The 25,239-nt window shown below is 67.2% G+C and carries 20 protein-coding genes and 3 tRNA genes; 11 read left to right on the top strand and 12 right to left on the bottom strand.

Features of this window, described 5'->3' with window-relative positions; genetic code table 11:
* The first annotated feature begins 57 nt into the window (after positions 1–57).
* Positions 58–1,224, top strand: a complete 1,167-nt coding sequence (locus ACRWNM_RS34880; protein WP_431972432.1) for a hypothetical protein — start codon at positions 58–60, stop codon at positions 1,222–1,224.
* A 49-nt stretch (positions 1,225–1,273) separates the two neighbouring features.
* Here the strand turns inward: ACRWNM_RS34880 and ACRWNM_RS34875 are convergent.
* A tRNA-Ala gene (locus ACRWNM_RS34875) sits at positions 1,274–1,346 on the bottom strand.
* Positions 1,347–1,392: 46 nt separating this feature from the next.
* The gene (locus tag ACRWNM_RS34870) at positions 1,393–1,500 is read right to left on the bottom strand and encodes a DLW-39 family protein (RefSeq protein ID WP_357407440.1); all 108 of its coding nucleotides are present in this window, start codon (positions 1,498–1,500) and stop codon (positions 1,393–1,395) included.
* Between the two features lie 227 nt (positions 1,501–1,727).
* Here ACRWNM_RS34870 and ACRWNM_RS34865 point away from each other — a divergent pair, with 227 nt between their 5' ends.
* The 4 genes from ACRWNM_RS34865 to ACRWNM_RS34850 are packed head-to-tail and all read left to right on the top strand — an operon-like array spanning position 1,728 to position 4,139.
* Positions 1,728–2,348: a YbaB/EbfC family nucleoid-associated protein gene (locus ACRWNM_RS34865; protein ID WP_431972431.1), complete on the top strand. Its 621-nt coding sequence runs from the start codon at positions 1,728–1,730 to the stop codon at positions 2,346–2,348.
* On the top strand, positions 2,336–2,695 hold the full coding sequence (locus ACRWNM_RS34860; protein WP_431972430.1) for a WXG100 family type VII secretion target: 360 nt from the start codon (positions 2,336–2,338) through the stop codon (positions 2,693–2,695). The genes ACRWNM_RS34865 and ACRWNM_RS34860 overlap by 13 nt, the downstream gene beginning before the upstream one ends.
* A complete protein-coding gene (locus tag ACRWNM_RS34855; RefSeq protein WP_431972429.1) occupies positions 2,692–3,546 on the top strand; it encodes a hypothetical protein in 855 nt (284 codons plus the stop codon). Before ACRWNM_RS34860 ends, ACRWNM_RS34855 begins: the two co-directional genes overlap by 4 nt.
* Before the next feature lie 20 nt (positions 3,547–3,566).
* Positions 3,567–4,139, top strand: a complete 573-nt coding sequence (locus ACRWNM_RS34850; RefSeq protein WP_431972428.1) for a hypothetical protein — start codon at positions 3,567–3,569, stop codon at positions 4,137–4,139.
* A 192-nt stretch (positions 4,140–4,331) separates the two neighbouring features.
* Here the strand turns inward: ACRWNM_RS34850 and ACRWNM_RS34845 are convergent.
* The 10 genes from ACRWNM_RS34845 to dnaA form a co-directional block, all read right to left on the bottom strand.
* Positions 4,332–4,404, bottom strand: a tRNA-Ala gene (locus ACRWNM_RS34845).
* A gap of 55 nt (positions 4,405–4,459) precedes the next feature.
* Positions 4,460–4,533 (bottom strand) — tRNA-Ile (locus ACRWNM_RS34840).
* A gap of 307 nt (positions 4,534–4,840) precedes the next feature.
* Positions 4,841–5,959 (bottom strand): DUF3566 domain-containing protein, encoded by a 1,119-nt coding sequence (locus ACRWNM_RS34835; protein ID WP_431972427.1) that lies wholly within the window; start codon positions 5,957–5,959, stop codon positions 4,841–4,843.
* Positions 5,960–5,998: 39 nt separating this feature from the next.
* Positions 5,999–8,512, bottom strand: a complete 2,514-nt coding sequence (gyrA, locus tag ACRWNM_RS34830; RefSeq protein WP_431972425.1) for a DNA gyrase subunit A — start codon at positions 8,510–8,512, stop codon at positions 5,999–6,001.
* A gap of 55 nt (positions 8,513–8,567) precedes the next feature.
* On the bottom strand, positions 8,568–10,613 hold the full coding sequence (gene gyrB / locus ACRWNM_RS34825; protein WP_431972424.1) for a DNA topoisomerase (ATP-hydrolyzing) subunit B: 2,046 nt from the start codon (positions 10,611–10,613) through the stop codon (positions 8,568–8,570).
* 299 nt (positions 10,614–10,912) lie between these two features.
* Complete coding sequence (locus ACRWNM_RS34820) at positions 10,913–11,821, bottom strand: alpha/beta fold hydrolase (RefSeq protein WP_431972423.1); 909 nt, start codon at positions 11,819–11,821, stop codon at positions 10,913–10,915.
* Positions 11,822–12,013: 192 nt separating this feature from the next.
* Positions 12,014–12,577: a DUF721 family protein gene (locus ACRWNM_RS34815; RefSeq protein ID WP_431972422.1), complete on the bottom strand. Its 564-nt coding sequence runs from the start codon at positions 12,575–12,577 to the stop codon at positions 12,014–12,016.
* Positions 12,578–12,951: 374 nt separating this feature from the next.
* Complete coding sequence (gene recF / locus ACRWNM_RS34810) at positions 12,952–14,133, bottom strand: DNA replication/repair protein RecF (RefSeq protein ID WP_431972421.1); 1,182 nt, start codon at positions 14,131–14,133, stop codon at positions 12,952–12,954.
* Positions 14,134–14,187: 54 nt separating this feature from the next.
* Complete coding sequence (dnaN, locus tag ACRWNM_RS34805; protein ID WP_431972420.1) at positions 14,188–15,363, bottom strand: DNA polymerase III subunit beta; 1,176 nt, start codon at positions 15,361–15,363, stop codon at positions 14,188–14,190.
* Positions 15,364–16,207: 844 nt separating this feature from the next.
* Positions 16,208–18,241, bottom strand: coding sequence for a chromosomal replication initiator protein DnaA (gene dnaA, locus ACRWNM_RS34800; RefSeq protein WP_431972419.1), 2,034 nt, complete (start codon positions 18,239–18,241; stop codon positions 16,208–16,210).
* 607 nt (positions 18,242–18,848) lie between these two features.
* On the opposite strand from dnaA, the gene rpmH reads away from it, so the two are divergent.
* The 6 genes from rpmH to rsmG all read left to right on the top strand — a co-directional run bounded on the left by rpmH (position 18,849) and on the right by rsmG (position 22,521).
* The gene (rpmH, locus tag ACRWNM_RS34795; RefSeq protein ID WP_005516618.1) at positions 18,849–18,992 is read left to right on the top strand and encodes a 50S ribosomal protein L34; all 144 of its coding nucleotides are present in this window, start codon (positions 18,849–18,851) and stop codon (positions 18,990–18,992) included.
* 21 nt (positions 18,993–19,013) lie between these two features.
* Positions 19,014–19,487: a ribonuclease P protein component gene (rnpA, locus tag ACRWNM_RS34790; protein WP_431972418.1), complete on the top strand. Its 474-nt coding sequence runs from the start codon at positions 19,014–19,016 to the stop codon at positions 19,485–19,487.
* On the top strand, positions 19,484–19,837 hold the full coding sequence (gene yidD / locus ACRWNM_RS34785) for a membrane protein insertion efficiency factor YidD (protein WP_431972417.1): 354 nt from the start codon (positions 19,484–19,486) through the stop codon (positions 19,835–19,837). Before rnpA ends, yidD begins: the two co-directional genes overlap by 4 nt.
* A gap of 4 nt (positions 19,838–19,841) precedes the next feature.
* Entirely contained in the window at positions 19,842–20,930 is a 1,089-nt protein-coding gene (gene yidC, locus ACRWNM_RS34780) for a membrane protein insertase YidC (RefSeq protein ID WP_431972416.1), read from the top strand.
* A gap of 123 nt (positions 20,931–21,053) precedes the next feature.
* Positions 21,054–21,560 (top strand): protein jag, encoded by a 507-nt coding sequence (locus tag ACRWNM_RS34775; protein WP_431972454.1) that lies wholly within the window; start codon positions 21,054–21,056, stop codon positions 21,558–21,560.
* 172 nt (positions 21,561–21,732) lie between these two features.
* On the top strand, positions 21,733–22,521 hold the full coding sequence (gene rsmG / locus ACRWNM_RS34770) for a 16S rRNA (guanine(527)-N(7))-methyltransferase RsmG (RefSeq protein ID WP_431972415.1): 789 nt from the start codon (positions 21,733–21,735) through the stop codon (positions 22,519–22,521).
* Positions 22,522–25,239: the final 2,718 nt, after the last annotated feature.

Raw genomic sequence — 25,239 nt, 5'->3', positions numbered from 1 at the left:
CTGCGACTGTCGGTATCGGCGATTACGTTTGGCCGAGTGGATAATTCACGACAGCCAATGCGGAGCGAGTTCGCCGCTCTCGTGCGCCGACACCTCGACGATCTCGGCATCGAGGGCGCGAAGTATCAGCCCGGGGAGTTCTGCTTCGAACTGCCCGACGGCCTGGTCATCAACCTGCACAACATCTTCCGCGACACCGCCGAGACGACGCCGGAGGACCGTTCGGAGCGCGTCACGCGATTCCTCAGGGCGCTGACCGCCGACGACGAGGTGCCCACGGATTGGGAATCGGTCCGGCCCATGATCTTTCCGGCGCTGCGCCCGTCCACTTACGGAGGGCTCGGTTTTCGGCCGCTCTCCCGGCCTGCCTTTCCCTTCGTCGACGAACTGATCGTGATCGACCTGCCCGACAGGCGCGTGATCGTCACGAACGATCACGTGAAGAGCTGGGGCATCACCCCCTACGAAGTGTTCGACGCCGCGCGCGAGAACCTCGCCGAAAAGGCGCCCGCCCTCGAGCTGGAGGAGGGCGGCTACTCCCGCATCGTCGACACCGGCGACCTCTACGCGACCTCCTGGCTGTTGCTGCCCGGCTGGCTGTCCTCGCTGGGCGCCGAGGGTCGCCGCGCCGTCGCCTTCATCCCCGAGGACGAATGCCTCATCCTCGCGCTGGACGAACCCGAACTCCTCGCGCACCTCTTCGACGCCGCCGAGGAGCAGTACGTCGACGCGGTGCGGCGCCTCTCACCCCAGGCCTACACCACCAACGGGAACGGCGTGGTCGTCCCGTTCGACCTGGCGGGCCCGCACCCGCAGCTGCACGCCGCCCACCGGGCGCGCGGCGGTCTGGCCAGCACCGAGTACCACGCCCAGCAGGGCGAGCTCATCGAGGCGCTGGACGAGGAGGACGGCTTCGCCCCCTACGGCATCGACCCTGCCTATCCCTCCGAGCTCCACTTCGCGGCCGGCGACAGCGGTTCCTACACCATTGCTCCCTGGGCGGCCGAGGTCGAGACGCTGCTCCCCGAAGCCGACTACATCGATCTCTGCCTGACCGACGAGAACAACGAGATCGTCGAAACCCTCGCCATCCCCTTCGCCACCCTCGCGGAAGTCACCGAGCTCACCCCGGTCCCCACCTTGAACCCGCCCCGCTACCTGGCCAGAAACTGGCCCGACGCCCCCACCCTCGCGCGCCTGCGCGCCCTCGCGGTCGACCTCTAGCCGAAAACGGGAATCGGCGCGTGCTCACGGAAGCGCGCGCCGATATGCGTGGAGCCTAGGGGAATCGAACCCCTAACCCCTGCCTTGCAAAGGCAGTGCTCTGCCAATTGAGCTAAGGCCCCGTGCCCCGTAGCTGGGATGGAGTGAGCCCCGTGGCTGGAATGGATTTCAGCGAGTGGTGACCTCGTGCCACAAGTCCGCTTCGTCGCGCTTGCGCAGCTTGGTGATTCCGAAGAGAACCGCGACCACGACACCGACCGTGAGAAGAAGTTTCATGGTCCCCACCCTACTCGGCACACGGCCGGAACCGAATGCCGCGCGGGCGCGTCATAGACAACGAGCGAACACCTGTGCGCACAGAAGTCTTCGCTCCCGAGCCGCCGCGAAGCGCCACCGAAGGATCGGCCCTTTTCGTTCGGCCGCAAGGAAGTTCGTGATGGTAACGTCCGGCCCCGGCGCATCCGGGTATGCCGTGACGTCATGGGAGAGGGAAGGGGAGTCCGATGATCGGCGAGGATCTCGGCGACGCCGCCGAGAATTTGACCCGCTGGGCGGAGAATCTCGAGCGCAAAGCACAGAAATATCAGGATTTGCAGGGCCGGATGGCGGCACTGACGATCACCGAGTCCACCAGCGACAACCGGATCGGCGTGACGGTCGACAGCAATGGCGTGCCGACCGCGATCCACCTGGCAGCAAGCACCAGGGGTATGGATCCCGCCGCCGTTTCCTCGGCCATCATGTCGTGCCTGCGCAGCGCTCAGGCCAAGCTGCGCAGCAATGTCACGGCCCTCGTGCATGAGATGGTCGGCGATGACGGGCCCGGTGCGGGCATCATCGGACAGTACGCGCAGCGTTTCCCCGATCCCGAACCACAATCGCCGACGCCGCTTTCCTCTGCCCCGCAGGCGCCGAGCCACACGGCACCGCAGACGCCCACTTATCCGCCGCAGACGCCCAGCTACACGCCACAGCAGACACCCTCCGGATGGCCGTCGGCCGCGCCGCCGTCGGATGCGCCGCCGCGGCCCACAAGCCGGAAACCCGATCGAGACCAGATCGTCCGCCCGGATGAGCGCGACGAGGACGATGCGTACTACAACCGAAAGTCGTGGTTGATCTGACCATGGGAAATCCTGACGCCGTGTCGGTCGACCCCGAGGAAGTACGCAATCATGCGACCTCGCTCGAGACCCTGATGACGAGCTTGACCATGTCGCTGGAGGCCGCGAGCTATCTCGGGTCCGCTGATGACGGATTCGGTACCTATCCCCGGCCCCTCGTAAAAATGGTCTTCGATGACGATCAACGCGGCATGGTCGACGCGCTGCGCAAGCTCTCGGAGACTGTCGCTGCCCTACCGGACAACCTGAAGACGGTGGCAACAACGTTCGAAGACGTCGACGGAAAGATCGCGACGTCGCTCGCCGAACTGCAAGAGCAGATCCGCAACTCTAATGGGGCACGATGAGTTTCAACGACCAGCCGGTGCCCGAGAACGACCTGATCGACAAGGGCGTCGACCATCGCACTCAGTACTACCAGGAGGATGTCTCTTTCCTGTCGAACGTCGGCTTGGCGGGCGACGAAGAACTAGGCGGCATCGGGGTAACGAAAGGCACGTTGGCCGGGGATGCCTGGGACATCTACGGGAACATCCGGGCGGGCAACATTGGGGAGTCCGTCTTCGGCGCGGCCGGTGTCGGCGCGTCCATAGCAGAAGCGATCACCGATCCATTCGCATTCGTCGGCGGCCAGATCGCACGGTGGATGTTCGAGCACATCGAGCCGATGCGCCAAGCCCTCGAATCGCTGGCGGGTAATCCCACCATGGTCGAGGCGTACTCGACGTCCTGGTTCGAAATTTCCAAAGAACTGACCGGTATAGGTGAGGCGTGGAAGACGGGCCTCACAACGGACATCTCGACGTGGACCGGCAGCGCGGGCGACGCGTACCGCAACCGCGCCAACGAGCTCATCGACAAGATCAGCACGGCCGCCGGACTTGCGGCCGGCCTCTCCATGGATCTTGTGTCGAAGTGGGTCGACATCGCCCGCACTTTGGTGCGAGACATCCTGTCGAGCATGATCGGTGCGGCGATCGGATACACGATCGAACTCGCTGTGACCGCTGGTGCGGCGGCCGGACACGTCATCGCGTCGGCGCTTCGTCGTTTCGCCCGGGACAGCCTGGAGATCTCGGTCTACCTGAAAGATCTCGCGAAATCGTTCATGGACCTCAAAACGTACCGGGAGCCCGCAGCGAAGTTCATGGCGCATCTCATGGGCATGGACGAGGAACCGGAAGCACAACCCGCCTAGCTCATTGGATGGAGTCCCAGTTGTACAACGATTTTCCGAGCGAGCACCAGCGCGCAAGCGAACCGATCGAGCACGGTCCGTCTGCCATTGGACCGCAAGGCCTTCCGCTGAAGCACGGCACCGCGCACCACCCGATAGACGCATACCGATCGGAGGCGGGGCCGACAGGCATTCTGGTGGATACCGGGTACTACCGTTATTGGCTCCTGGGGCCCGCGTACGCCTCGGCGCGGCCCCATATCCTGGTGAACGGCATCGAAGTGCGCGAGACGAAATGGGGACTCACCCAGGTTCCGGTCGGTCCCGGCGTCCACCACCTCGAAGTCTTCACCGGCGGGCCCAATCGGTTCTGGTCGGGAAGGACCTGGTCCAAACGACAGCCCATCGGTTTCGCCGATGCAGCCGTACCGGTTCGGTCCGGTCAACAAACCACTGTCCACTACCGCTCACCTTCGCTGTATCTGTTCAAGGGCGCGATCGGCCCGGAACCGATGGAGTGCCCAGGGATGTGGTGGGTGTGGGTGAGCTGGGCGCTGATCGGTTCATTAGCGCTGATGATTCTCTACGGAGTGATAGCTGACTTGGTCAGCTGACGAGAGCTCGATCCGCCGCTACTACCGCAACGATGTGGACGACGCCATCCGAGGCCGAGAACAACAGCTGATAGCTGTTCCTCGGCCCGGAACGGGCGCGCCGATCGCGGCCCGAAAAAGCGGAGAGCGTGCGATTTTACGGCGGTTACCTCAGCCCGGAGCGCGATCACGCGACGCAACAAAGACGTGTTGTGGAGCCTAGGGGAATCGAACCCCTAACCCCTGCCTTGCAAAGGCAGTGCTCTGCCAATTGAGCTAAGGCCCCTTGCCTACGGGAAATGGCGTCGGACCGCCAGAATGGTCGTAGACCGGAATGGGAGTGGGCCTAGGAGGACTTGAACCTCCGACCTCTTCGTTATCAGCGAAGCGCTCTAACCGCCTGAGCTATAGGCCCGTGTGACATCGGTTCAGGGTCGTGTACTGGAACATACCAACCTGAACCCGCCGAGGAGAAAGGTTACCCGACGCCACCGGATTCAACCAAAACGGCTGGTAGCAGGCCTGGAGCGGGCAATTTCCAGCCGCCCGCGACAGCGGGGGCAACCGACTCGACAGGCCGATGCCTCGCCGCACACGGCAACGGCCGGTATCCACCCCGAAGGGCTGATACCGGCCGTTGCCGAGAACTTCCGCGGCTCGGGTGCCTCCGCCTTCGCTCCACTGTGCGCGGAGCTGTCGACGGAACTCGCCCGGCTGCGCGATTAGTCCGGGTCCGCGAGGGTGACCTGGATGCCGCCGACCAGATCGCAGCACTGGTTGTAGATGAACGTGCCCACCGTGCCGAGCGCGGTGAACAGCACCACGTTGATCAGCCCGATGACGCCGGCGTAGCCGAACACCGTGCCCGCATCGATCAGGCCCACCGAACCGCTGTCCTGGGACACCATGTCGGTGAAGGTGTTGTTCAGGCGCTCCCACACGCCCATACCCTCGAGCACGATGTAGAGCAGGCCGACGGCGAGCATCCACACGAAGAACAGCGCCACGCTGATCACCAGCGAGATCTTCAGCGTCGACCAGGGGTCGATGCGGCGGATCTGCACGGTGGCGCGCAGCGGCTCACCGGAGGTGGCGGCCGCGGCCATCGCGACCGGCGCCGCGGGCGAGATGTGCCCCTGCGGGGCCATGCCGACGGGTTCGGGGTGCGGTAGTGGGTGCCGGATCTCGGACAGGTCGGGCATGTCCTTGATGAGTTCCGGCCGCGCGATGCTGCGGGTGGGTCCGTCGATGCCGACCGATTTCACCATCGCCGCTTCCTTGCGCGCCGCCTTGGCCGCGAGGTCGGCCGTGGTGCGGGCATTGGTGGCGCCGCCGCCCAGGCCGACTGCCGCGCCGCCACCGGCGCCGTTGCCCATCCCGCCGCCACCGCCCGCGGCGGCCGCGCCGTTGCCCACCCCGCCACCGCCCGCGGGCGGCCTGCCCGCGACCGGCGCCTGACCGGGCCGATACAGGTTGGACTGCGGCTCGCGCTGGGGCAGCTGCGACCAGCCGTCCTTGTACTGCGCCTGACCGCCGCCCGGCCCCTTCTTCTCCGGGCCGTCGGGACCGCCGCCTGGTTCGGCGGACGGGCCCATCCGCACGGTCTCCTGGTCGAACCCTTCCTTCGCGCCGCCGGACTCCGGTGCACCCTGCTTCGGCGCGAAATCGCCTTGCTTGCCCGCATTCTGCTGCGGCTGGCCACCCTGCTGGCCACCGGCCGGCTGTCCGGATTCGGGCGCGCCCGGCCTGGGGATCGGCCGCGGCGGAATCGGGGACGGTGCGATCCGCTCGGTCACACCATTCGTGGGGTGCCCGTCATTCGGCTGATTCGGAGTGGTCAATGGGAATCCTTAGATCCGTTCGTTGCCGCCGCTGGAGGGTTACTGCTGAGAGGAACCGGAGTCGTCGCCACCGTCGACCTGATCGGGTTCGTCGGCGTTGCGCGCGATAGCAAGCAACGTATCGCCCTCGGCGAGGTTCATCAATCGCACGCCCTTGGTCTGTCGCCCCGCCTTGCGAACCTGCTTTGCCGCCGTCCGGATGACTCCACCGCCGGACGTGATCGCGTAGAGCTCATCCTCGTCGTCGACGATGAGCGCACCGACCAGAGTGCCACGCCGGGCGTCGAACTGGATAGTCAATACACCTTTACCGCCACGTCCCTGCGCGGTGTACTCCTCGATGGCGGTGCGCTTCGCGTAGCCGCCCGAGGTCGCGACCAGCAGATACGTTTCGGGCCGAACGACGTTGAGCGACAACAGCTCGTCGTCGGCGTTGAACCGCATGCCCTGCACGCCGGAGGTGGCGCGGCCCATCGGACGCAGCGCCTCGTCGGTGGCCGAGAAGCGGATCGACTGGCCCTGCGCCGAGACGAGCAGCAGGTCGTCGTCCGCCGAGCAGAGCACGGCGCCGACCAGCTCGTCCTCGTCGCGCAGGTTCACCGCGACGATGCCGCCGCTGCGGTTGGAATCGAAGTCCGACAGCCTCGATTTCTTCACGAGGCCATTCTTCGTGGCCAGCACCAGATACGGGGCGTCTTCGTAGGATTTGATCTGAATGATCTGGGCGATCTTCTCGTCCGGCTGGAAAGCCAGCAGGTTGGCCACGTGCTGACCGCGCGCGGTGCGGTTGGCCTCGGGCAGCTCGTACGCCTTGGCGCGGTAGACCCGGCCCTTGTTCGTGAAGAACAGCAGCCAGTCGTGCGTCGAGGTGACGAAGAAGTGCTTGACGATGTCGTCCTGCTTGAGACCCGCGCCCTGCACGCCCTTGCCGCCGCGCTTCTGCGAGCGGTAGAGATCGGTCTTGGTGCGCTTGGCGTAGCCGGTCTCGGTGATGGTGACGACCACGTCCTCGCGGGCGATCAGATCTTCGTCGGCCACGTCGCCGTCGGCCGCGATGATCCGGGTGCGCCGCTCGTCGCCGTACTTCTCGACGATCTCGGCCAGCTCGTCGCGCACGATCGCGCGCTGCCGCTCCGGCTTGTCGAGAATGTCCTTGTAGTCGGCGATTTCGCTCTCGATCTTGGCCAGATCGTCGACGATCTTCTGCCGCTCCAGCGCGGAGAGGCGCCGCAGCTGCATGTCGAGGATGGCGGTGGCCTGGATCTCGTCGATCTCGAGCAGCTGCATCAGGCCGGTGCGCGCGGTGTCGGTGTTGGCCGAACGCCGGATCAGCGCGATGACCTCGTCGAGCGCGTCGAGCGCCTTGACCAGGCCGCGCAGGATGTGGGCCCGCTCCTCGGCCTTGCGCAGCAAGTAGCGGGTACGCCGGACGATGACTTCCAACTGGTGATCGACGTAGAGCCGGATCATCTGGTCCAGGCGCAGTGTGCGCGGCACACCGTCGACGATCGACAGCATGTTGGCGCCGAAGCTGGTCTGCAGCTGGGTGTGCTTGTAGAGGTTGTTCAGCACCACCTTGGCGACGGCATCACGCTTGACCGTCACCACGATTCGCATGCCCGCGCGGTCGGAGGACTCGTCGTGGATATCCGAGATACCCGCGATCTTGCCGTCTTTCACCTGCTCGGCGATCGAGTTGATGAAGTTGTCGGTGTTGACCTGGTACGGCAGCTCGGTGATGACGATCGTGGTGCGACCGCGGTTGTCCTCTTCGATCTCCACCACACCGCGCATGCGGATCGAGCCGCGACCGGTCGTGTAGGCGTCGTTGATGCCCTGGTTGCCGACGATCAGGCCGTGCGTCGGGAAGTCCGGACCCTTGACCCGCTCCATGCACGCGGCGAGGGTGCTCTCCTCGTCCGCGTCGTGGTTCTCCAGCGCCCAGTAGATCGCCTCGGCGAGCTCGTTGAGGTTGTGCGGCGGAATGTTGGTCGCCATGCCGACCGCGATGCCGTTGGAGCCGTTCATCAACAGGTTCGGCACCCGGCTGGGGAGAACCACCGGCTCCTGCGAACGACCGTCGTAGTTCGGCGTGAAATCGACCGTTTCGTGGTCGATTTCCCGCAGCAGCTCCATCGCGAGCGGCGTCAGGCGGCACTCGGTGTACCGCATGGCGGCCGCGCCGTCGTTGCCGCGCGAGCCGAAGTTGCCCTGGCCGTCGACCAGCGGGTAGCGCAACGACCACGGCTGGGCCATGCGGACCAGGGTGTCGTAGATCGAGGCGTCACCGTGCGGGTGGTAGTTACCCATGGTCTCGGCGACCGGACGCGCGGACTTCACGTAGCCGCGGTCGGGACGGTAGCCGTTGTCGTACATCGCGTAGAGCACGCGGCGGTGCACCGGCTTGAGGCCGTCGCGCACATCGGGCAGCGCGCGGCCCACGATCACGCTCATCGCGTAATCGATGTAGCTGCTCTGCATTTCGTTCTGGATGTCGACCGGCTCGATCCGGTCGCCTGCACCACCGTTCGGGGGCAGCGTTGTCTCAGTCATGCGGTCTCCTTAGCGGGGCGTGAAAAGGCTGAATGGCAGCGGGTTCTCACGCCGGCTACACGTCGAGGAAGCGAACGTCCTTGGCATTGCGGGTGATGAAGCTGCGACGCGCCTCGACGTCCTCGCCCATCAGGACGGAGAACAGCTCGTCGGCCGCGGCCGCGTCATCGAGCGTCACTTGACGAAGCACCCGCACCGCGGGGTCCATCGTGGTCTCCCACAGCTCCTTGGCGTTCATCTCGCCGAGACCCTTGTAGCGCTGGACGCCGTCGTCCTTGTTGATCTTCTTGCCCGCCGCGAGGCCCGCCTCGAGCAGACCGTCGCGCTCCCGGTCGGAGTAGGCGAACTCCGGATCACTGCGCTGCCACTTGAGCTTGTAGAGCGGCGGCTGGGCCAGGTAGACGTGTCCGTGCTCGACCAGCGGCCGCATGAAGCGGAACAGCAGGGTCAGCAGCAGGGTCGAGATGTGCTGGCCGTCCACGTCGGCGTCGGCCATCAGCACGATCTTGTGATAGCGCAGCTTGGCGATGTCGAACTCGTCGTGGATGCCGGTGCCGAAGGCGGTGATGATCGACTGGACCTCGTTGTTCTTGAGGACCCGGTCGATGCGCGCCTTCTCGACGTTGATGATCTTGCCGCGCAGCGGGAGGATCGCCTGGTACATCGAGTCGCGGCCGGACTTGGCCGAGCCACCGGCGGAGTCGCCCTCGACGATGTAGATCTCGGACTTGCTCGGGTCCTTCGAGCGGCAGTCGGCCAGCTTGCCGGGCAGACCGCCCAGATCGGTGGCGGACTTGCGGCGGACCAGCTCGCGCGCCTTGCGGGCCGCGACGCGCGCCTGCGCCGAGGAGACCGCCTTCTGCACGATGGTCTTCGCGTCGGCCGGGTTGGCCTCGAACCAGTGCGCGAGGTGCTCGTTGCAGGTGCGCTGCACGAACGACTTGACCTCGGTGTTGCCGAGCTTGGTCTTGGTCTGGCCCTCGAACTGCGGGTCGGAGATCTTCACGCTCACGATCGCGGCGAGGCCCTCGCGGATGTCGTCGCCGGTGAGGTTGCCGTCCTTCTCCTTGAGCAGCTTCTTGTCCTTCGCGTACTTGTTCACCACCGTGGTGAGCGCGGCGCGGAAGCCCTCCTCGTGGGTGCCGCCCTCGTGGGTGTTGATGGTGTTGGCGAAGGTGTGCACGGACTCGGAGTAACCCGAGTTCCACTGCATGGCGACCTCGAGCTCGTGGCCGGTGCCCTTGCCGGTGAAGGCGACCACCGAGTTGTGGATCGGCTGCTTGGTCCGGTTGAGGTGCTTGACGAAGTCCTCGAGCCCGCCCGGGTAGTGGTAGGTGCGGACCTTGACCTTCGGCTCCGCGGCGACGGGCGCGTTCTCGTCGAGGTGCTTGGGCGCCTCGGCGGTGTCGCTGACGACTTCGTCGGTGATCTCGTTCTCGGAGACCCGCTGGTCGGTGAGGGTGATGGTGAGCCCCTTGTTCAGGAACGCCATCTCCTGCAGACGCCGCGCGACCGTCTCGAAATTGAAGGTCGTGGTCTCGAAGATCTCCGGATCCGGCCAGAACCGGATGGTGGTTCCGGTGCGCTTGGTCGCCTCGCCCTGCATCAGTTTGCCGGGCTTGGAGTCCTTGTACTCCTGGGTCCAGTGGTAACCGTCGTGGTCGACCTCGGCCTCGAGCCGACTGGACAGCGCGTTCACCACCGAGATGCCGACGCCGTGCAGACCACCCGACACCGCGTAGGCGTCGGAGTCGAACTTGCCGCCCGCGTGCAGCTGGGTCATGACCACCTCGATGGTGGGGATGCCCTGCGCGTGCATGCCGGTCGGGATGCCGCGGCCGTCGTCGACCACCTCGACGCCGCCGTCGGCGAGCAGGCTCACCTCGACCTTGGTCGCGTAGCCCGCCATCGCCTCGTCGACGGAGTTGTCGACCACTTCCCAGATCAGGTGGTGCAGGCCGCGCTCACCGGTAGAGCCGATGTACATGCCGGGGCGTTTGCGCACCGCCTCGAGTCCCTCGAGGACGGTGATGGAGGAGGCACCGTAATCCTGCTTGCCCGATGTCGCCTTGGTCGAATCGTTGGAGTCCTTGGCAGCCACTGGTCGGTAGCTCTCCTTACTTGCTGACCCCGACGCAGCGATCGCCACAGCGCAAGCGGGGCCCGGGTCTTGACAGGTCGAGATTCACGGGCCCACGCGGGGGCTGCGCGGAACGCGCCGAAGGTTCGCCGCTAGTTACGCCACCATCCTACTGGTAGACCCGCGCCACAATGCACCTACGACACCCCTGACGGCTTCATGGCTGCGAGAAATCGACCGACGACGAGTCGGGTCTTCCTCGCGACCGTTTCAGGGACTCTCAGATGTGCTCAGCACGCCGAGCCGAGCGCTCGCCGCGATCATCGGGAGACCGCGACCCGATCGACGAACTCGGCGGTGCGCGCGGCGAGGGCATCGGGATGCGAGATCGGCGACCAGTGCCTGGCCTCGATCTCGGTGCGGGTCAGGTCCGCCACCCACCGGTCGGCCTCGGCGTGCACCACCGGGCGCACCGCCCTGTCGCCGGTGGAGACGATCAGCTGCACCGGGACCGGCACCGGGCGCGGGCGCGGATTGCGCAGGTGCGCATGGATATTCGCACGGTAGAGCTTGAGGTTGTTGATCATGTCGGCGCGCAACGTCGGCGCGGTCTGTACCAGTGCGGGGTCGAGGCCGTCGAAGAAAGCGAGGAAGCGCGGCCAGCGACCGGACAGTGCGCGCAGCGCCGGATCGGGCAAGCCCGGGATCTGGAAGGCGACGGTGTAGGCCGAGGCGATGCCCTGCGCGAGCGATCCACGCAGCCGGGCCGCCGAGAACGGGCCGCGCAGGTACGCGCCGAGAAAGTCGAGGTTGGGACCGGAGACCGAGCTGAACGACGCGATCCGGTCGCCCGCCGCGGGGTCGCTGACGAGTTCCCAGCCGATCACCGAACCCCAGTCGTGCCCGAGCACGTGCACACGCTGCCCGGGCGCCACCGCGTCTACGACGGCGCGCACGTCGGCGGCCAGTTCCTCGATCCGATAAGCCTGGACCTCGGTGGGCACCGTGCTGTCGCCCGCGCCGCGATTGTCGAACGCGATGACCCGGTAGCGGTCGGCCAGCTCGGCGGCAACGCGATTCCACAGGATGTGAGTATCCGGCCAGCCGTGCACGAGCAGGATCGGCGTTCCCTCGGGATCGCCGCATTCGAACACCGCGAGTTCGACGTCGCCGCGGCGAACGGTCGTGTTGGCCGTGGCGGGGAACGGGCCCGCGGTGCTGATCGTCATCGATCCGTCTCCTGTGCGCGTTGTCGATCCGATGCAGGGCATGGGCGCAGCATCGGGCGTTCCACGTGAAGGCCGCAGGTCCCGAGGCGGGGACTGTGGAGATACCTGTGGATATGCGGATAAACGTAACACCGGGTATCGGATAATTGCCAGAGCGGATTCGGCACTCGACGGCCGAGCCCTGGCGGGCGATCAGCCGTACGTGTCGCGCGGACCGCGACCTTTGATGTGCCGCTCGCCCTTGCGCCAGCTGGGCGCGGCGGGGCCGGAGATCTTCAGCTGGGTCACCACACCGTGGCCGACGGCGGCGTTGATCTTCGCCAGGATCTGGCTCTGGAGCATGCGCAGCTGGGTCGCCCACGCGGTGGACTCGGCGGCGATGCTCAACACACCGTCCTTGAGCGCGATCGGGGTGGCATGCGAGGCGATGTCCTCGCCAACGACACCCGCCCAGCGGCCCAAAACCGTGCCCTCGGCGACCTTGCCGTCCCAGCCGCGGCCCTTGGCGATGCGGGTGGCGAGATGAGACAACAGCTGGGGATCGCGGTCGTCGGGGCGCGCGCCGGACCAGCCCGTGCGCCTGCGCGCGCCGGTACGCAGCTTCCGCACCGGCGAGGCCCTGCCCTGCCCGACCGACTTCCCGCTGGCCTTGGCCGCGGCCCGCGCCTCTTCGAGCGCGCGCCTGGCCAGGTCGATGCCGCGCAACTGCGGCTCACCGCCGGGCTGCTGAGCGCCCTGTTCGGGCTGATCAGTCATCGTCCCGCTCCGTTCGACCGCCTGGTTTGTCCCCAGATCTTGCTCTGTTGTCCCCAACCGCAGGCCGGTCGGGTTCGACGCCGAAACGCCCGGTCAGCGCACCGACCGTCGCGGGGTCGAACGCCTGTTCGTGGCGTTTTCCGGAGGTGCGGCGCAGTGCGGCCGCGATCGCCGAACGATTCCGCACCACTGTGGGAGAACACCTTTCGGCGAGGTTCTCCACAGGCGCTGGGGATGAATCGACAGTCCCGTCCCGACCCCGGTGCAGGGCAACTGTACGGGAGCCCGCCGACGAACCGTCGCACGCGTCGCCGCTCGCCCCGCGTCGGTGTTCCCCCTCTGTGCACAACCCGCGGACTTCCCTGTGGACAGCTTCAGGCGAATCCCGGTGCGGGCTCGACGATGCGTGAGGTGCGGTGCGTCGATTCCCCGGTGGTTTCCACCCGGAGCGGAACCGCGGCCAGTTCTTCTGGCACGTCCTCGGGCACTGCGGCGGTGATCAGTACCTGTTCGGCGCCCGCCGCGACCTCGGCGAGCGCGGTGCGCCGCCGCCGGTCGAGTTCCGCGAAGACGTCGTCGAGCAGCAGCACCGGTTCGGCTCCGGTCGAGCGGAGCAGGTCGAACGCGCCGAGGCGAAGGGCGAGAGCGAAGGACCAGGACTCGCCGTGGCTGGCGAAGCCCTTGGCAGGGGCGTCGCCGAGAACCAACTCGAGATCGTCGCGGTGCGGGCCCACCAGGCAGACACCGCGCTCCAATTCCTTGGACCGCGCCGCGGCGAGCTCCCGCAGCACGATCTCCTCCAGCGCCGCCGTGTCGCCTGCCTGCGGCTCCCGTGCGGGATCGAGGAACTCCGGCGGCAGATAGGCGCTGCGGTAACCGATTGCGGCGGGCCGGGATTCGGGCGCGATCGACCGATAGGCATGGGCGAGATGGGGATACAGGTCGTGCACCAGCCGTAACCGCTCGGCCAGCAGCACCGAGGCGTGCTCGGCCAGGTGCCCGTCCCACACGTCGAGGGTGCTCAGGTCGGCCCGCGATCTCGCTTGCCGCCCAGCGGTTTTCAACAGGGCGGAGCGCTGGCGCAGCACGCGGTCGTAGTCCGCGCGAACGCCGGCCAACCTGGGAAGCCGGGCTGTGCACAACTCGTCGAGGAATCTGCGGCGCTCCCCCGGGTCGCCGCGCACCAGCGCCAGATCCTCCGGCGCGAACAGCACGGTCTGCAGAATGCCGAGTATCTCCCTCGGTCTGCGCACCGGCGATCGGTTGATCTGCGCGCGATTGGCCGCGCCCTGGTTGAGCTCCACGTCAACGCGCAGCTCACGACCGGTGTTGACCACCGTGGCGCCGATCCGCGCTCGCTGCGCGCCCATCCGGATCAGTGGCGCGTCGGCGGCCACCCGGTGCGAGCCCAGGGTGGCCAGATAGCCGATCGCCTCGAGCAGGTTGGTCTTGCCGTTGCCGTTCGATCCCAAGAAAACCGTTCGGCCTGGGGATAATTCGAGTTCCGCGTGCTCCCAGGAGCGGAAGTCGCGCAGCGACAGCGCTCGGATGAACATTCGCTACACCGCCCCGGTCACCACGGGCGACGGCACCGGATCACGCACAGATGCTCAGCCCGGGAGCCGGACCGGCATCAGCAGGTAGATGTAGGAGCTGGCCAGCGCGGCGAAGGACCCGGAGTCGAGCACCGCGGGCTCCTCCTCGCTCGCCGGAAGCAGCACCGCGGGACGGCTGGGGGTGGTGAACCCGAAGGTGACCCGGTCGGAATGCAGCGCGGACAGGCCGTCCACCAGGTAGCCCGGGTTGAAGGCGATGGTCAGCGCTTCGCCGCGGAAATCGGCGGGCAGCCATTCCTCGGCGCGACCCGCGTCGTCGCCGCCTGCCGAGAGCAACAGGCCCTCGCTGGAGAACTCCAGACGCACCTGTGCACCGCGCTCGGCGACCAGGGCGACGCGCTTGATGGCCTCGGTCAGCGCCGCCACTTCCAAGGTGGCGATGGACGTGTGCTCCTTGGGGAGCAACTGACGGAACTTGGGGAATTCCGCGTCGAGCAGCCGGGTGGTGGTGCGGCGGCCCGCGTTGACGATACCGAGCAGACCGTCCGAGCCCGCGCCGGTGCCCAGCGAGAGCTGCACGGGGGCGTCGGAGGGGCCGAGCGTCTTGGCGGCCTCGGACAGCGTGCGCGCCGGGATGAGCACCGAGGTCTCGATATCGGTGCGGGCGGGCTGCCATTCGATGTGGCGCACGGCGAGCCGGAAGCGGTCGGTGGCCGCGAGAACGACCTGGGGACCCTCGATCTCGACGCGGATACCGGTGAGCATCGGCAGGGTGTCGTCACGGCCCGCCGCGACGGCGACCTGGCCGACGGCCTCGGAGAAGACGTCCACACTCAGTTCACCGGTCTGCTGCGGCACTTCGGGGAGCTGGGGATAGTCCTCGACGGGCATGGTGGGCAGCGAGAACTTGGCGCTGCCACAGGAGATCAGCACGCGGGTGCCGTCGACCGAGACGTCCACCGGCTTGTTGGACAGCGCCTTGGTGATGTCGGCGAGCAGGCGGCCGGAAACCAGGACCTCGCCGGGACCGGCGACCTCGGCCGCGACGCGCATCTGCGCGGAGACCTCGTAGTCGAATCCCGAGACGGTCAGTCCGTCCTCGCTCGCGACCAGCAGCACGCCACCCAGCACCGGCACCGGAGGCCGGGACGGCAGGCTGCGCGCGACCCAGGCGACGGACTCGGCGAAATCCTCTCGAGCGACCCGAAACTTCATGCTCGCAAGCTCCATCGCCCGATCTGTCCTCTCCCGGTTCCGTGATCCGTGTATTGCGTCCGTCCGAACACTGTTGGCTCGGACAGCGTGCTGGCTCGACAGCGTGTGGTTCTCGTCAGGGGGTGCTGGATCGGCCGCACCAGCAGTCTGGCACAGGCGACCGACTTAAAACCGTACCCGCGTGTGGCGCGGCTACCTAGTCCGACCCTCGATTCGCGCTCGCGTGTCCGGAGCGGATGTCTCTGTGTGCGACGGACCTGTCCCCTCTTCTCCTTGCCTGTGCAGACGAGTGGCTCCCGACCGGACGTTGCTCGACCGACTTTCCACACACCCTGTTTTGAAGAGAGATCTATAAGAAGAAGAACTGAAGTAGTAGTAGGCACTGTGGAATCTGTGGACTGAGCCCGTTTGCGCTGGTCCGGGGGTGTGGTGCCGTGGGGATGGCCGTCGGGTGACTCGAGGATGAATTCGAGGCGTCTGTGGAGGTTCGAAAACTGTCCCCCGTTCATCCTCGAGCCGTCCTCGAGTTGTTCCACCGGATTCACCCTGTTGTTCACACGTGTGCACCATTCGGTGGACAGCTCGAGGAATCCTCGAGGACTCCACACGGACTCCTCGAGGATTCCACAAGCCCTCGACCGAGACGAGGCTGGTCAGAGCCTGTGGGCAGATATCGATGGGGATGATGTTGATATCCGGCTGTGAGTGAAGGCCGACGGACCCATCCCCAGTCCTGTGCACCAACCGGTGGACAAACCGGTGGATTCCTCGAGGACTCCACAAGGATTCCTCGAGGAATCCACAACGCACAAAAAAGCACCGCCCCTGGTCAGAGGCGGTGCAGGGTTGTGGAGAACGCTCAGCGCGAGCGCTGTTTGATTCGGGCTGTGAGTTCCTGGACCTGGTCGTAGACGCGGCGCCGTTCGGTCATCTCCTTGCGAACTTTCTTCTCCGCGTACATGACCGTGGTGTGGTCGCGGCCGAACGCCTGGCCGATCTTGGGGAGCGATAGGTCGGTGAGCTCGCGGCACAGGTACATGGCGATCTGTCTGGCCTGCGCCAGCGGCCTCGCCTTGCCGGGGCCGGTCAGCTCCTCCAGCGTGGTGTTGAAGTACTCCGCGGTCACGGCCATGATCGTCGCCGCGTTGATCTCCAGCGCGGCGGTGTCGGGCATCAGATCCCGCAGCACCACTTCGGCCAGGGGCAGATCCAGTGGCTGACCGTTGAGCGAGGCGAACGCGGTGACCCGGATCAGCGCGCCTTCGAGCTCGCGGATGTTGCGTTCCACCCGGCTGGCGATCAGTTCCAGCACGTCGTGCGGCACGTCGAGCCGATCCATCCGCGCCTTCTTGCGCAGAATGGCGATGCGGGTCTCCAGTTCCGGCGGTTGCACGTCGGTGATCAGGCCCCACTCGAACCGGGTCCGCAGCCGCTCCTCGAGGGTGGCCAGCTGCTTGGGCGGACGGTCGGAGGAGACCACGATCTGCTTGTTGGCGTTGTGCAGCGTGTTGAAGGTGTGGAAGAACTCCTCCTGGATGCCTTCCTTGCCCTCGATGAACTGGATGTCGTCGACCAGCAGGATGTCGGTCTCGCGGTAGCGGCGCTTGAACGCCACCTTGCGGTCGTCGCGCAGGCTGTTGATGAAGTCGTTGGTGAACTCTTCGGTCGACACGTACTTCACCCGCATGCCGGGAAACAGCCGCTGGGCGTAATGACCCGCCGCATGCAGCAGGTGCGTCTTGCCGAGGCCGGAAGCGCCCCAGACGAACAGCGGGTTGTAGGCCCGGGCGGGCGCCTCGGCGATGGCCACCGCCGCGGCGTGCGCGAAGCGGTTCGAGGCGCCGATGACGAAGGTCTCGAAGGTGTACTTCGCGTTCAGGCTGGCCGACGAGTTCGCAGGCGCGGGGCTCTCCTGGCTCTTGGCGAAGTACGTCGGCCAGTTGTTGCGCACGTTGACGACCGGTTCGTCGTCGGGCTGCTCGGTGCGCAGCCCTTCGCCGGGTTCGCGGACCGATTCGTGCGCGGCGGGCGCGGCCTCGCGCAACGGCATCCGGGCGGGCCCGCGCATCGGTGCGGGACCCGGCTCGGGCGTGAACAGGGACTCCTGTCCCGGCGGAGTCGAATCCCGCCGCGAACCCATCCCCTGCCGCGGCCCGGTCGACACCTCGGGGACCTGCGCGCCGGGCTCGGCCGGGCCCGGGTAGTCGCCCGCGATCGGCGAGCGGTAGGCCGAGGTCGGATAGTCGTCGGCCGGGTAGTCCGTGCTCGGCGGGTACTCGGGCGCCGGGGTGTATTCGGCCGCGGGGTTGTATTCGGAAGCTGTGCTGTACTCGGGTGCGTACTCGGCGGCGGGCGCGTAGTCCGGAGCCTGGGGATAGTCGGACGAGTACTCCGGCGCGGGCGCGTAGTCCGACTGCTGGGCGTACCTCGGGGCGGGGTAGTCGGTGCGGCTCGGCGGATCGGCCGGGAAACCGATGGGGCCGCGCTGCGTCTCCCTCGGGCGCTGCGCTTCCCGGTTTCGGTGGGCCGTCTCCCTGCTTCGCTCGGGGCGGCTGGTCATCCTGGCGTGCCGGGGATTGGCGGCGGAACGATCGGCGCTCGATGTGGCGGGCGCCGCGATGCGCACGCCGAGGCCCTCGACCTGGGGACCGAGGCGGCGGGCGAGCGAGCGGAGGATGGGTTCGCGCAGGTCGCGTTCGATGGCCTCCTGGGCCAGCGACGAGGGCACCGAGAGCAGGGCGAAGCCCTGGGCCACGGTGATCGGCTTGACGAGTTTGAGCCAGGCCTGCTGTGCTCGGGTCACCGCCGCGATGGAGCCGTCGTCGGAACCGGTGGTGAGCTCGGCAATCACCTCGGGCCACACGGTGGCCAACACGTTCTGCTCGTCGTCCATGCAGTTTCCTCCCCGGATGTAGGTCGATAGGAGCAGACGGCCGGGGTACGCGAGCAGGTTCGAGAATGGGCTATCCTGTGATCCCGCGTACGTCCGTAGCCGTGTGGACGCTGCTCGGATTCCCCCGTACCAAGGCAGCGGCGCTGGCGCCGTCGGCCTACGAATATGCCACTCCAGGGGTCTTTCCACACAATTATCCACAGATGTGGAAAACCCTGGGGAAATGTCGAACGGGCTCGGAGTTCGCGGAGATCGCGCCCCGACCTGGGGTTCTGTAGCAACCGCCTGGCAACACGTCGCTCATGGCGCCCTTCGGGACGCCTAGGGGTGTGGACGAAGTCACGAAGACGCCCGGGCGCGTCGCGCACCGGAGCCCTCGATTCGGCCTCGGGGGCCGAGTTTGACCCGTCTCCAGCGGATCAGTACCCTCGTACAGTCACCCCTTGGTGCGGTGGCGGTCCTGTGCTGACCGTGTTTGGTCGTTGAACGACCGTGTGCGCCAGGACCGACGCGCGCCGATGATGACATCGCGATTCATCGCGCACATACGTATCACCGACAAGCTTCGGGCGCCGAAGGGCGCCCACCAACTCGAGGAGTGTTGACCGTGGCCAAGGGCAAGCGGACGTTCCAGCCGAACAACCGTCGTCGGGCGCGGGTTCACGGCTTCCGCCTCCGGATGCGCACCCGTGCGGGTCGCGCCATCGTTTCGGCGCGTCGCCGCAAGGGCCGCGCCGAACTCACTGCCTGATCCTCGCTCTCGGACGCTCGGGTGTTGCCTGAGCCGTATCGGTTGCATCATCGTGCCGACTTCTCCCGGACGGTGCGCCGCGGCCAGCGAATCGGGAGGCGAGATCTGGTCGTACACGCGCTCGTGCACGGGTATGACGGAGTTGTGGGCGCTGATGAACGACACGGTTCTCCGGTAGCAACCGGAGCGATCGTTCGTGTCGGCGGGCCGAGGTTCGGATTGATTGTCAGCAAGGCGGTGGGCTCCGCGGTGGTTCGGCACCGGGTGGCCCGCCGCCTGCGTCATATGTGCGCCAAGGTGATCAGCGAACTGCCTGCGGACGCCGACATCGTGATCCGGGCACTGCCCGGCGCCGCGAACGCGGAATCCGACGAACTGCTGCGGCAGTTGCGCAGCGGATTGCGCAAACTCGGTGTCGCACAGGCCCCCGGCCGGACCGACGGACGGGCTCGACCCGTCGCCGCCGTGCCCGCGGACGCGGACGTTTCGTCGTGAAGTTCGCCGCCACCCTGGCCCGGCTGCCCGCTCGTACGCTGATCTTCCTGATCGAGCTCTACCGGACTTATGTCTCCCCCACACGGATGCCGGTGTGCCGCTTCACCCCGACGTGTAGCGAGTACGCGGTCACCGCGTTGCGTACCAGAGGGCTGTTCGTCGGCCTCGTATTGACGGTCGTGCGATTGGCCAAATGCGCGCCCTGGCACCCTGGTGGGTGGGATCCCGTTCCCGAGCGCAAGCAGCGCACACGGAACGAGGCTGCGGCCGACGCCCCGACGTCGGCGCCACACGCTTGTAAAGGATCGCCGCGCGCGGCGATCGGCGACACGAACGACGGGAGTGCATAGAGCCGTGCTCGACTTCATCTACTACCCGGTGTCCTGGATCTTGTGGTTCTGGCACCGTGCTTTCGCGGCGATCCCTGGCCTGGGCAAGGACAGCGGCCTGGCCTGGGCGCTTGGGGTGGTGTTCCTGGTCTTCACGCTGCGCATCGTGCTCTACAAGCCGTTCGTGAAGCAGGTGCGAACCACCAAACAGATGCAGGAATTGCAGCCCCAGATCAAGGAGCTGCAGAAGAAATACAAGAACGACCGCCAGAAGATGGCGGTGGAGATGCAGAAGCTCCAGAAGGAGCACGGCTTCAACCCGCTGATGGGCTGTCTGCCGATCCTGGCGCAGGTGCCGGTCTTCCTCGGTCTGTTCCACGTCCTGCGTTCGTTCAACCGCACCGGGCACGGGTTCGGTCAGCTGGGCATGACGCCCGAGGAGAACGCGAACACCGCGAACTACGTCTTCAACGCGGCCGACGTCCAGTCCTTCCTGAGCGCCCGCATCTTCGGCGCGCCGATCTCGGCGTTCATCACCACCCCGGCCAACGAACTCCTCGCCTTCGCCGACTACGGCGGCGTTCCGAGCCGGGTGAGCATCGCCCTGGTCGCCATCCCGCTGATGGTGATCGCCGGTCTGGCGACCCACTTCAACGCCCGCGCCTCGGTCGCGCGGCAGACCCCGGAGGCCGCCGCCAACCCGCAGGCGGCGATGATGAACAAGCTGGCGCTCTGGGTCTTCCCGCTCGGCGTTCTCGTCGGTGGTCCGTTCCTGCCGATCGCCATCCTGATCTACTGGGTCTCCAACAACATCTGGACCTACGGCCAGCAGCACCTCGTCTTCGGCCGGATGGCCAAAGAAGAAGAGGCCAAGAAGCAGGCCAAGCTCGAGCAGCGCGCGCAGAACGCGCCGAAGCCCGGCGCCAAGCCGGTGAGCACGAAGAAGAAGCCGGCGGCGGCCGCGACCGCCGCCGACGCAGAGCCGTCCGATGCGGAACCGTCGTCGAACGGCACCCCGAAGTCCGCGGCAGGCAAGGCCCCCGGACAGCGCAGGCCCGGTGGGCAGAAGCGCTCCGGCACCCGGGGCCGGCCGAACCAGAAGCGTCGCCGCTGACCGCCGAGCAACCCTTGATCGCGCTACTGCCCGGCGCCGAGCGCCCGGCGCGCGCGATGGACAGATGAAGGAATCCAAATGACTGTTGAAACCGACGGAGGGGACGCCACCGTGGCAACGACGATGGTGAACGCCGGAGCGGATGCCGGCGACGTGGCGAGCGATGCCGAGGAAGCCCTGATCGAAGAGGGCGAGATCGCGGGCGACTATTTGGAACAGCTGCTCGACGTGCTCGACTTCGACGGTGACATCGACCTGGACGTCGAAGGCGACCGGGCCGTCGTGAGCATCGATGGCGGACGCGACCTGTCGAAGTTGGTCGGCCGCAACGGTGAGGTCCTCGACGCGCTCCAGGAGCTGACCCGCCTCGCGGTGCAGCAGGCCACCGGCGTGCGCAGCCGCCTGATGCTGGACGTCGCGGGCTGGCGCGCCAAGCGCCGCTCCGAGCTCAGCGCGCTCGGCACCGCCGCCGCCAAGCGGGTGCTGGAATCCGGTGAGCCGGAATCGCTCACGCCGATGACGCCGTTCGAGCGCAAGATCGTGCACGACGCCGTCGCGGCGATCGATGGAGTCAGCAGCGAGAGCGAGGGCGTGGAGCCCAACCGCTTCGTGGTGGTCGTTCCGGGCTGATCGCCGGGCCTATCCGGTGGACGGCGCGTTTCGTCACGCTGACGATTGATGATTGGATTGGCCTCTGGTCTTCGGACCGGGGGCCTTCTCCATGCCGGGGCGTCGCGGCCTCTCGGTCGCTCGCGCAACCCCGCCCCTATCGTGCAATGTGGTCGACCTCGAGCTCGGAAGGATGTTTCACGTGGAACGACAAATCGGTGGAAGCGCCGCGCTGCCGACCGAGCTGGAGCCGCCCGCGGCGGCCGCCACGGTCTTCGGTGATCGGCTCGACATCGCCCGCCGGTACTGCGCCGCCCTCGCGACCGCCGGTGTCGAGCGTGGTCTCATCGGCCCTCGCGAGGTGCCACGGCTCTGGGATCGGCACATCCTCAATTGCGCGGTCGTCGCCGAACTCATGCCCGAGGGGGCGACCGTCGTCGACATCGGTAGTGGCGCGGGTCTCCCCGGGATCCCCTTGGCCATCGTCCGCCCGGACCTCCGCATCACCTTGGTCGAGCCGTTGCTGCGCCGCACCGTTTTCCTGAGCGAGTTCATCGAAGCGGCCGGACTGGACATCACCGTCGTCCGCGGCCGCGCCGAACAATCCGGCGTGATGAAAGAAGCGGGCGGCGCCGACATCGTCACCTCCCGCGCCGTAGCGCCCCTCGCCAAACTCGCCCAGTGGTCCCTCCCCCTCCTCCGCGACCACGGCCGCATGCTCGCCCTGAAGGGCGTCAGCGCGGCCGAAGAACTGGAGCGCGACGGTGAGTCGCTCACCCGCGCAGGCGCGGGGAAGTTCGAGGTCCTCGAATGCGGAGTCGGCGTGCTGGAAACGCCGACGTTGGTGATCAGCGCGGAACGCCTGCCGCGGGCGGAACGCGCGCCCCGGCGGCGTACGGAGAAGGAGGGGGCCCGCCGCGCGGGCGGTCGAGCCGAGGGCGGGGTGCTGCGCCGGGGTGTGGAGCGGCGTCGGTCGAAGTAGGTGGTTCCTTCTCGTCCGTGTGTGCCAGGTCCGTCGGGGCCGACGGGGCGAGCTGACCGCCCGTCTTGATCGCTGACCGTCGTTGGCTTCGAACTGATTGGGCCGTACGGCCCGTCCGCTTCCGGTCGTCGACTCGTTCGCTTCTCGCAGTCGCTGGATTGATTCGATGAGACGCACGGTCGGTCTGGTCTCCTGGTAAGGAATCTGGGAAGTGCGCGGCGCGATGGTGGGCATTCGTCGAGTGGCGAGTGCCTCACGCCCGTTTACATGGTTACCGCGTGGGGCTGTGCGGCTTTCGCGCGCACAATCGAAGGGCAGCCATCGTGGGTATAGATGTTGCCGAGCGCCAAGCGATTTCGCGCGAACGGTTCCGGCGGCGATCAGATCGGCGGGCACCCTGGTATGCGTGAGGCCGGTCGCGAAGCCGACCGCTGCGACCCGGCGGTCATCGAGTCCGCGTAGGCACGCTGAGCGTTCCTCGTGGGGCTGTCGGCTAGCTGGTGCAGTCGCGGTCGCGGTGATGTGTGGACTACTTCCCGCTATGGGGATGTACGGACGCCCAGCTGTCTGCTGGGTGGAACATTGCCATGCGGCGTCTAAAACTTTCGCCATTGCGTCTCTGGTGGTCGAGTGCGTGACATCTGGTACCCAGCGAAGTGGGCACGCTGGCCGAATCCGCATCGTTTCGACTTGGTGCGACGAGTGATCGAGTCTGGCCCTGTCAGTTGCGCGCGCGGCGTCTGGGCGGTTGGACGGTTGGACGCGTGGCGTCCAGTCGGTTGCCCAGGTGGCGTGTGGCGGTCGCTGTGTGGTGGAGCGAACGGTGGTGCGTCTCGATGTGGATGGGCATGCACACGTACGAGTTCGGTGCGCCGTGGCGGCCGCGCTGGTCACGTGGCGGCGCGGTGGGGTCCGTCCCGCCGAGGTGTGCCGTGCGCCGATACGGGTGGCTGTGCCGTGGGCGCTGTGGCCGCGTGGGAGCCGGGCAGGCGGGTGGGTCGAGAGAGGTACCGACGCGAGCGGTCTGCTGTCGGTCGGTCATGCGAAAGCAAGTTGTCGGTGTGGCAGCGCGGCGGTGTGTGGGTCCCCGTCGGACAGGTCGGGGGTGCGCACCGAATCACGCGCGATGCCGAGCGCGTCCGCGAGTCGCAACGGGAATTCCGCGCTGGGCGTGGAGGCGATGAGCACCGTCGCGGCCAGATTGACGTCACCGGCCTTGGCGACCGCCGCGCGGGCGGGCTCCAGCGACCTCGAGGAGACGGTCCGACGCTCGGCCTGCCACCGACGGCCGGGCGGGCGATGGACGACTGGCGACTGGCGACTGGCAGTCTCCGGTGGGCGGCGGCCTCTCGCCGGACGGGGCGACGGTTGCGCGGCAGGCGGGGTCGACGGCCGCGCGAGCGACGGGCAGCGGGCGACCGACGGCGATGGGCGACGGCAGTTGCCCCTGTGGCGCGGGCGATGGACGATGGCGGCGACCAACGCCCCGATCACCTTGCGCAGCACCCCGCCTCGCTTGCGCCGGGGCGGCGGTCGCGGAGGACGGGGCGGCGCGACGTACGCGGGCCCGCGCGACGGCCACACCGGCCCGAGCGACCGCGCCAGCAGTCTCCGGCGGGCGGCGGCCTCTTTGCCGAGCGGGGCGACAGTGGTGGGGGTGGACGGCTGGGTGAGCGACAGGCGAGCGACGACGGTAGGTGCCCGCAGACCAGGCGAAGGATGGCAGGCGACCGATGGCCGGGTGTGCGATAGACGATGGACGGCAGGCGCCCGCCGGCCAAGCGGCGGACGGCAGTCTCCTGCCGATGGCGGCCTTAGCGACAAGCGGCGACAGTGGCAGCGACGGCAGCCGCGCCGAACTATCGAGTAGTCGTGGGTTGGAGCCCGGCGCTAGTGGTTCTGCTGGCGGTACGTTCCGAGAACTCCTGCGGGAGCCATGTTCGATGTTTCACATGAAACAGGGCACCGTGTCGCAGACCGCAGAGCGAATCGCGCATGTCCAATGAGGTCTGGGCGGCGGCCTGTAGCGGACGGCGGCGTATGAACACAGGCGGCAACGGAAAGCAGCGGCGTACAACGGCAGCGGAGACAAACCATTGAGCAGCCCGGTGCGAGTGGTGTTGTGGGAAGCGCATTCCGTGGACTCGTGCGCGAGCCATGTCCGATGTTTCACATGAAACCAGCCGCCGAGCCGCCCACGGCAGAGCGGATCACGCCGACCTGTCCGGTGAAGTCTGGACGGCGTCTCGCCGTGAGTGCCCGTCAAGACAAGGATTGGATGACGCCGACGACGGACACGGTCGGAGGTCTGCTGTGATCCTCGGCCGAGGGCGGGCCGCGGACGCAAATGCCCATCCTCGAGGAGTTGGCGGCAACGCCCGACTCAGTCCGGGGCGTACGCGGCGTTGGCGGCAGACGAGGAGCGGCTGCGGGTTCCCGTGACAAATCGTCGGCCTGCGGGCTCCGTGAGATCCATGGCCGTGAATAGCGGAGACAGACCTCGGAGCGCGTGACCTACTCCCCTCCCCCATTGCCGCCGCACATGACTGATCGATTCGAGCGGCCGCGATCGCACGACGGCGCAGCATCATCAGCGGACGGGCAGCGGGTGGACCCTCCACCGCCGCTGCTTCACGTGAAACATCAGCTTCGATCACCCAGCGCATGGTGGCGCGCGAGCGAATGCGAGCGAGCCGCCGCCTGAGCCGCCGCCTGAGC

Origin of the sequence: Nocardia sp. bgisy134, from assembly GCF_965341865.1 — a bacterium.
Lineage (GTDB): Bacteria > Actinomycetota > Actinomycetes > Mycobacteriales > Mycobacteriaceae > Nocardia.
The sequence above is the reverse complement of the archived record's forward strand: the minus strand, read 5'-3'. Positions and strand labels throughout refer to the sequence as shown.

Excerpts from the sequence above, each read along its gene's own strand:
- ACRWNM_RS34870 (WP_357407440.1), bottom strand. The coding sequence starts at position 1,500 with ATGAAACTTCTTCTCACGGTCGGTGTCGTGGTCGCGGTTCTCTTCGGA.
- ACRWNM_RS34820 (WP_431972423.1), bottom strand. The coding sequence starts at position 11,821 with ATGACGATCAGCACCGCGGGCCCGTTCCCCGCCACGGCCAACACGACC.
- ACRWNM_RS34815 (WP_431972422.1), bottom strand. The coding sequence starts at position 12,577 with ATGACTGATCAGCCCGAACAGGGCGCTCAGCAGCCCGGCGGTGAGCCG.
- dnaA (WP_431972419.1), bottom strand. The coding sequence starts at position 18,241 with ATGGACGACGAGCAGAACGTGTTGGCCACCGTGTGGCCCGAGGTGATT.
- dnaN (WP_431972420.1), bottom strand. The coding sequence starts at position 15,363 with ATGGAGCTTGCGAGCATGAAGTTTCGGGTCGCTCGAGAGGATTTCGCC.
- rsmG (WP_431972415.1), top strand. The coding sequence starts at position 21,733 with ATGTTTCACGTGGAACGACAAATCGGTGGAAGCGCCGCGCTGCCGACC.
- ACRWNM_RS34880 (WP_431972432.1), top strand. The coding sequence starts at position 58 with ATGCGGAGCGAGTTCGCCGCTCTCGTGCGCCGACACCTCGACGATCTC.
- ACRWNM_RS34855 (WP_431972429.1), top strand. The coding sequence starts at position 2,692 with ATGAGTTTCAACGACCAGCCGGTGCCCGAGAACGACCTGATCGACAAG.
- gyrA (WP_431972425.1), bottom strand. The coding sequence starts at position 8,512 with ATGACTGAGACAACGCTGCCCCCGAACGGTGGTGCAGGCGACCGGATC.
- ACRWNM_RS34865 (WP_431972431.1), top strand. The coding sequence starts at position 1,728 with ATGATCGGCGAGGATCTCGGCGACGCCGCCGAGAATTTGACCCGCTGG.
- ACRWNM_RS34775 (WP_431972454.1), top strand. The coding sequence starts at position 21,054 with ATGGTGAACGCCGGAGCGGATGCCGGCGACGTGGCGAGCGATGCCGAG.
- recF (WP_431972421.1), bottom strand. The coding sequence starts at position 14,133 with ATGTTCATCCGAGCGCTGTCGCTGCGCGACTTCCGCTCCTGGGAGCAC.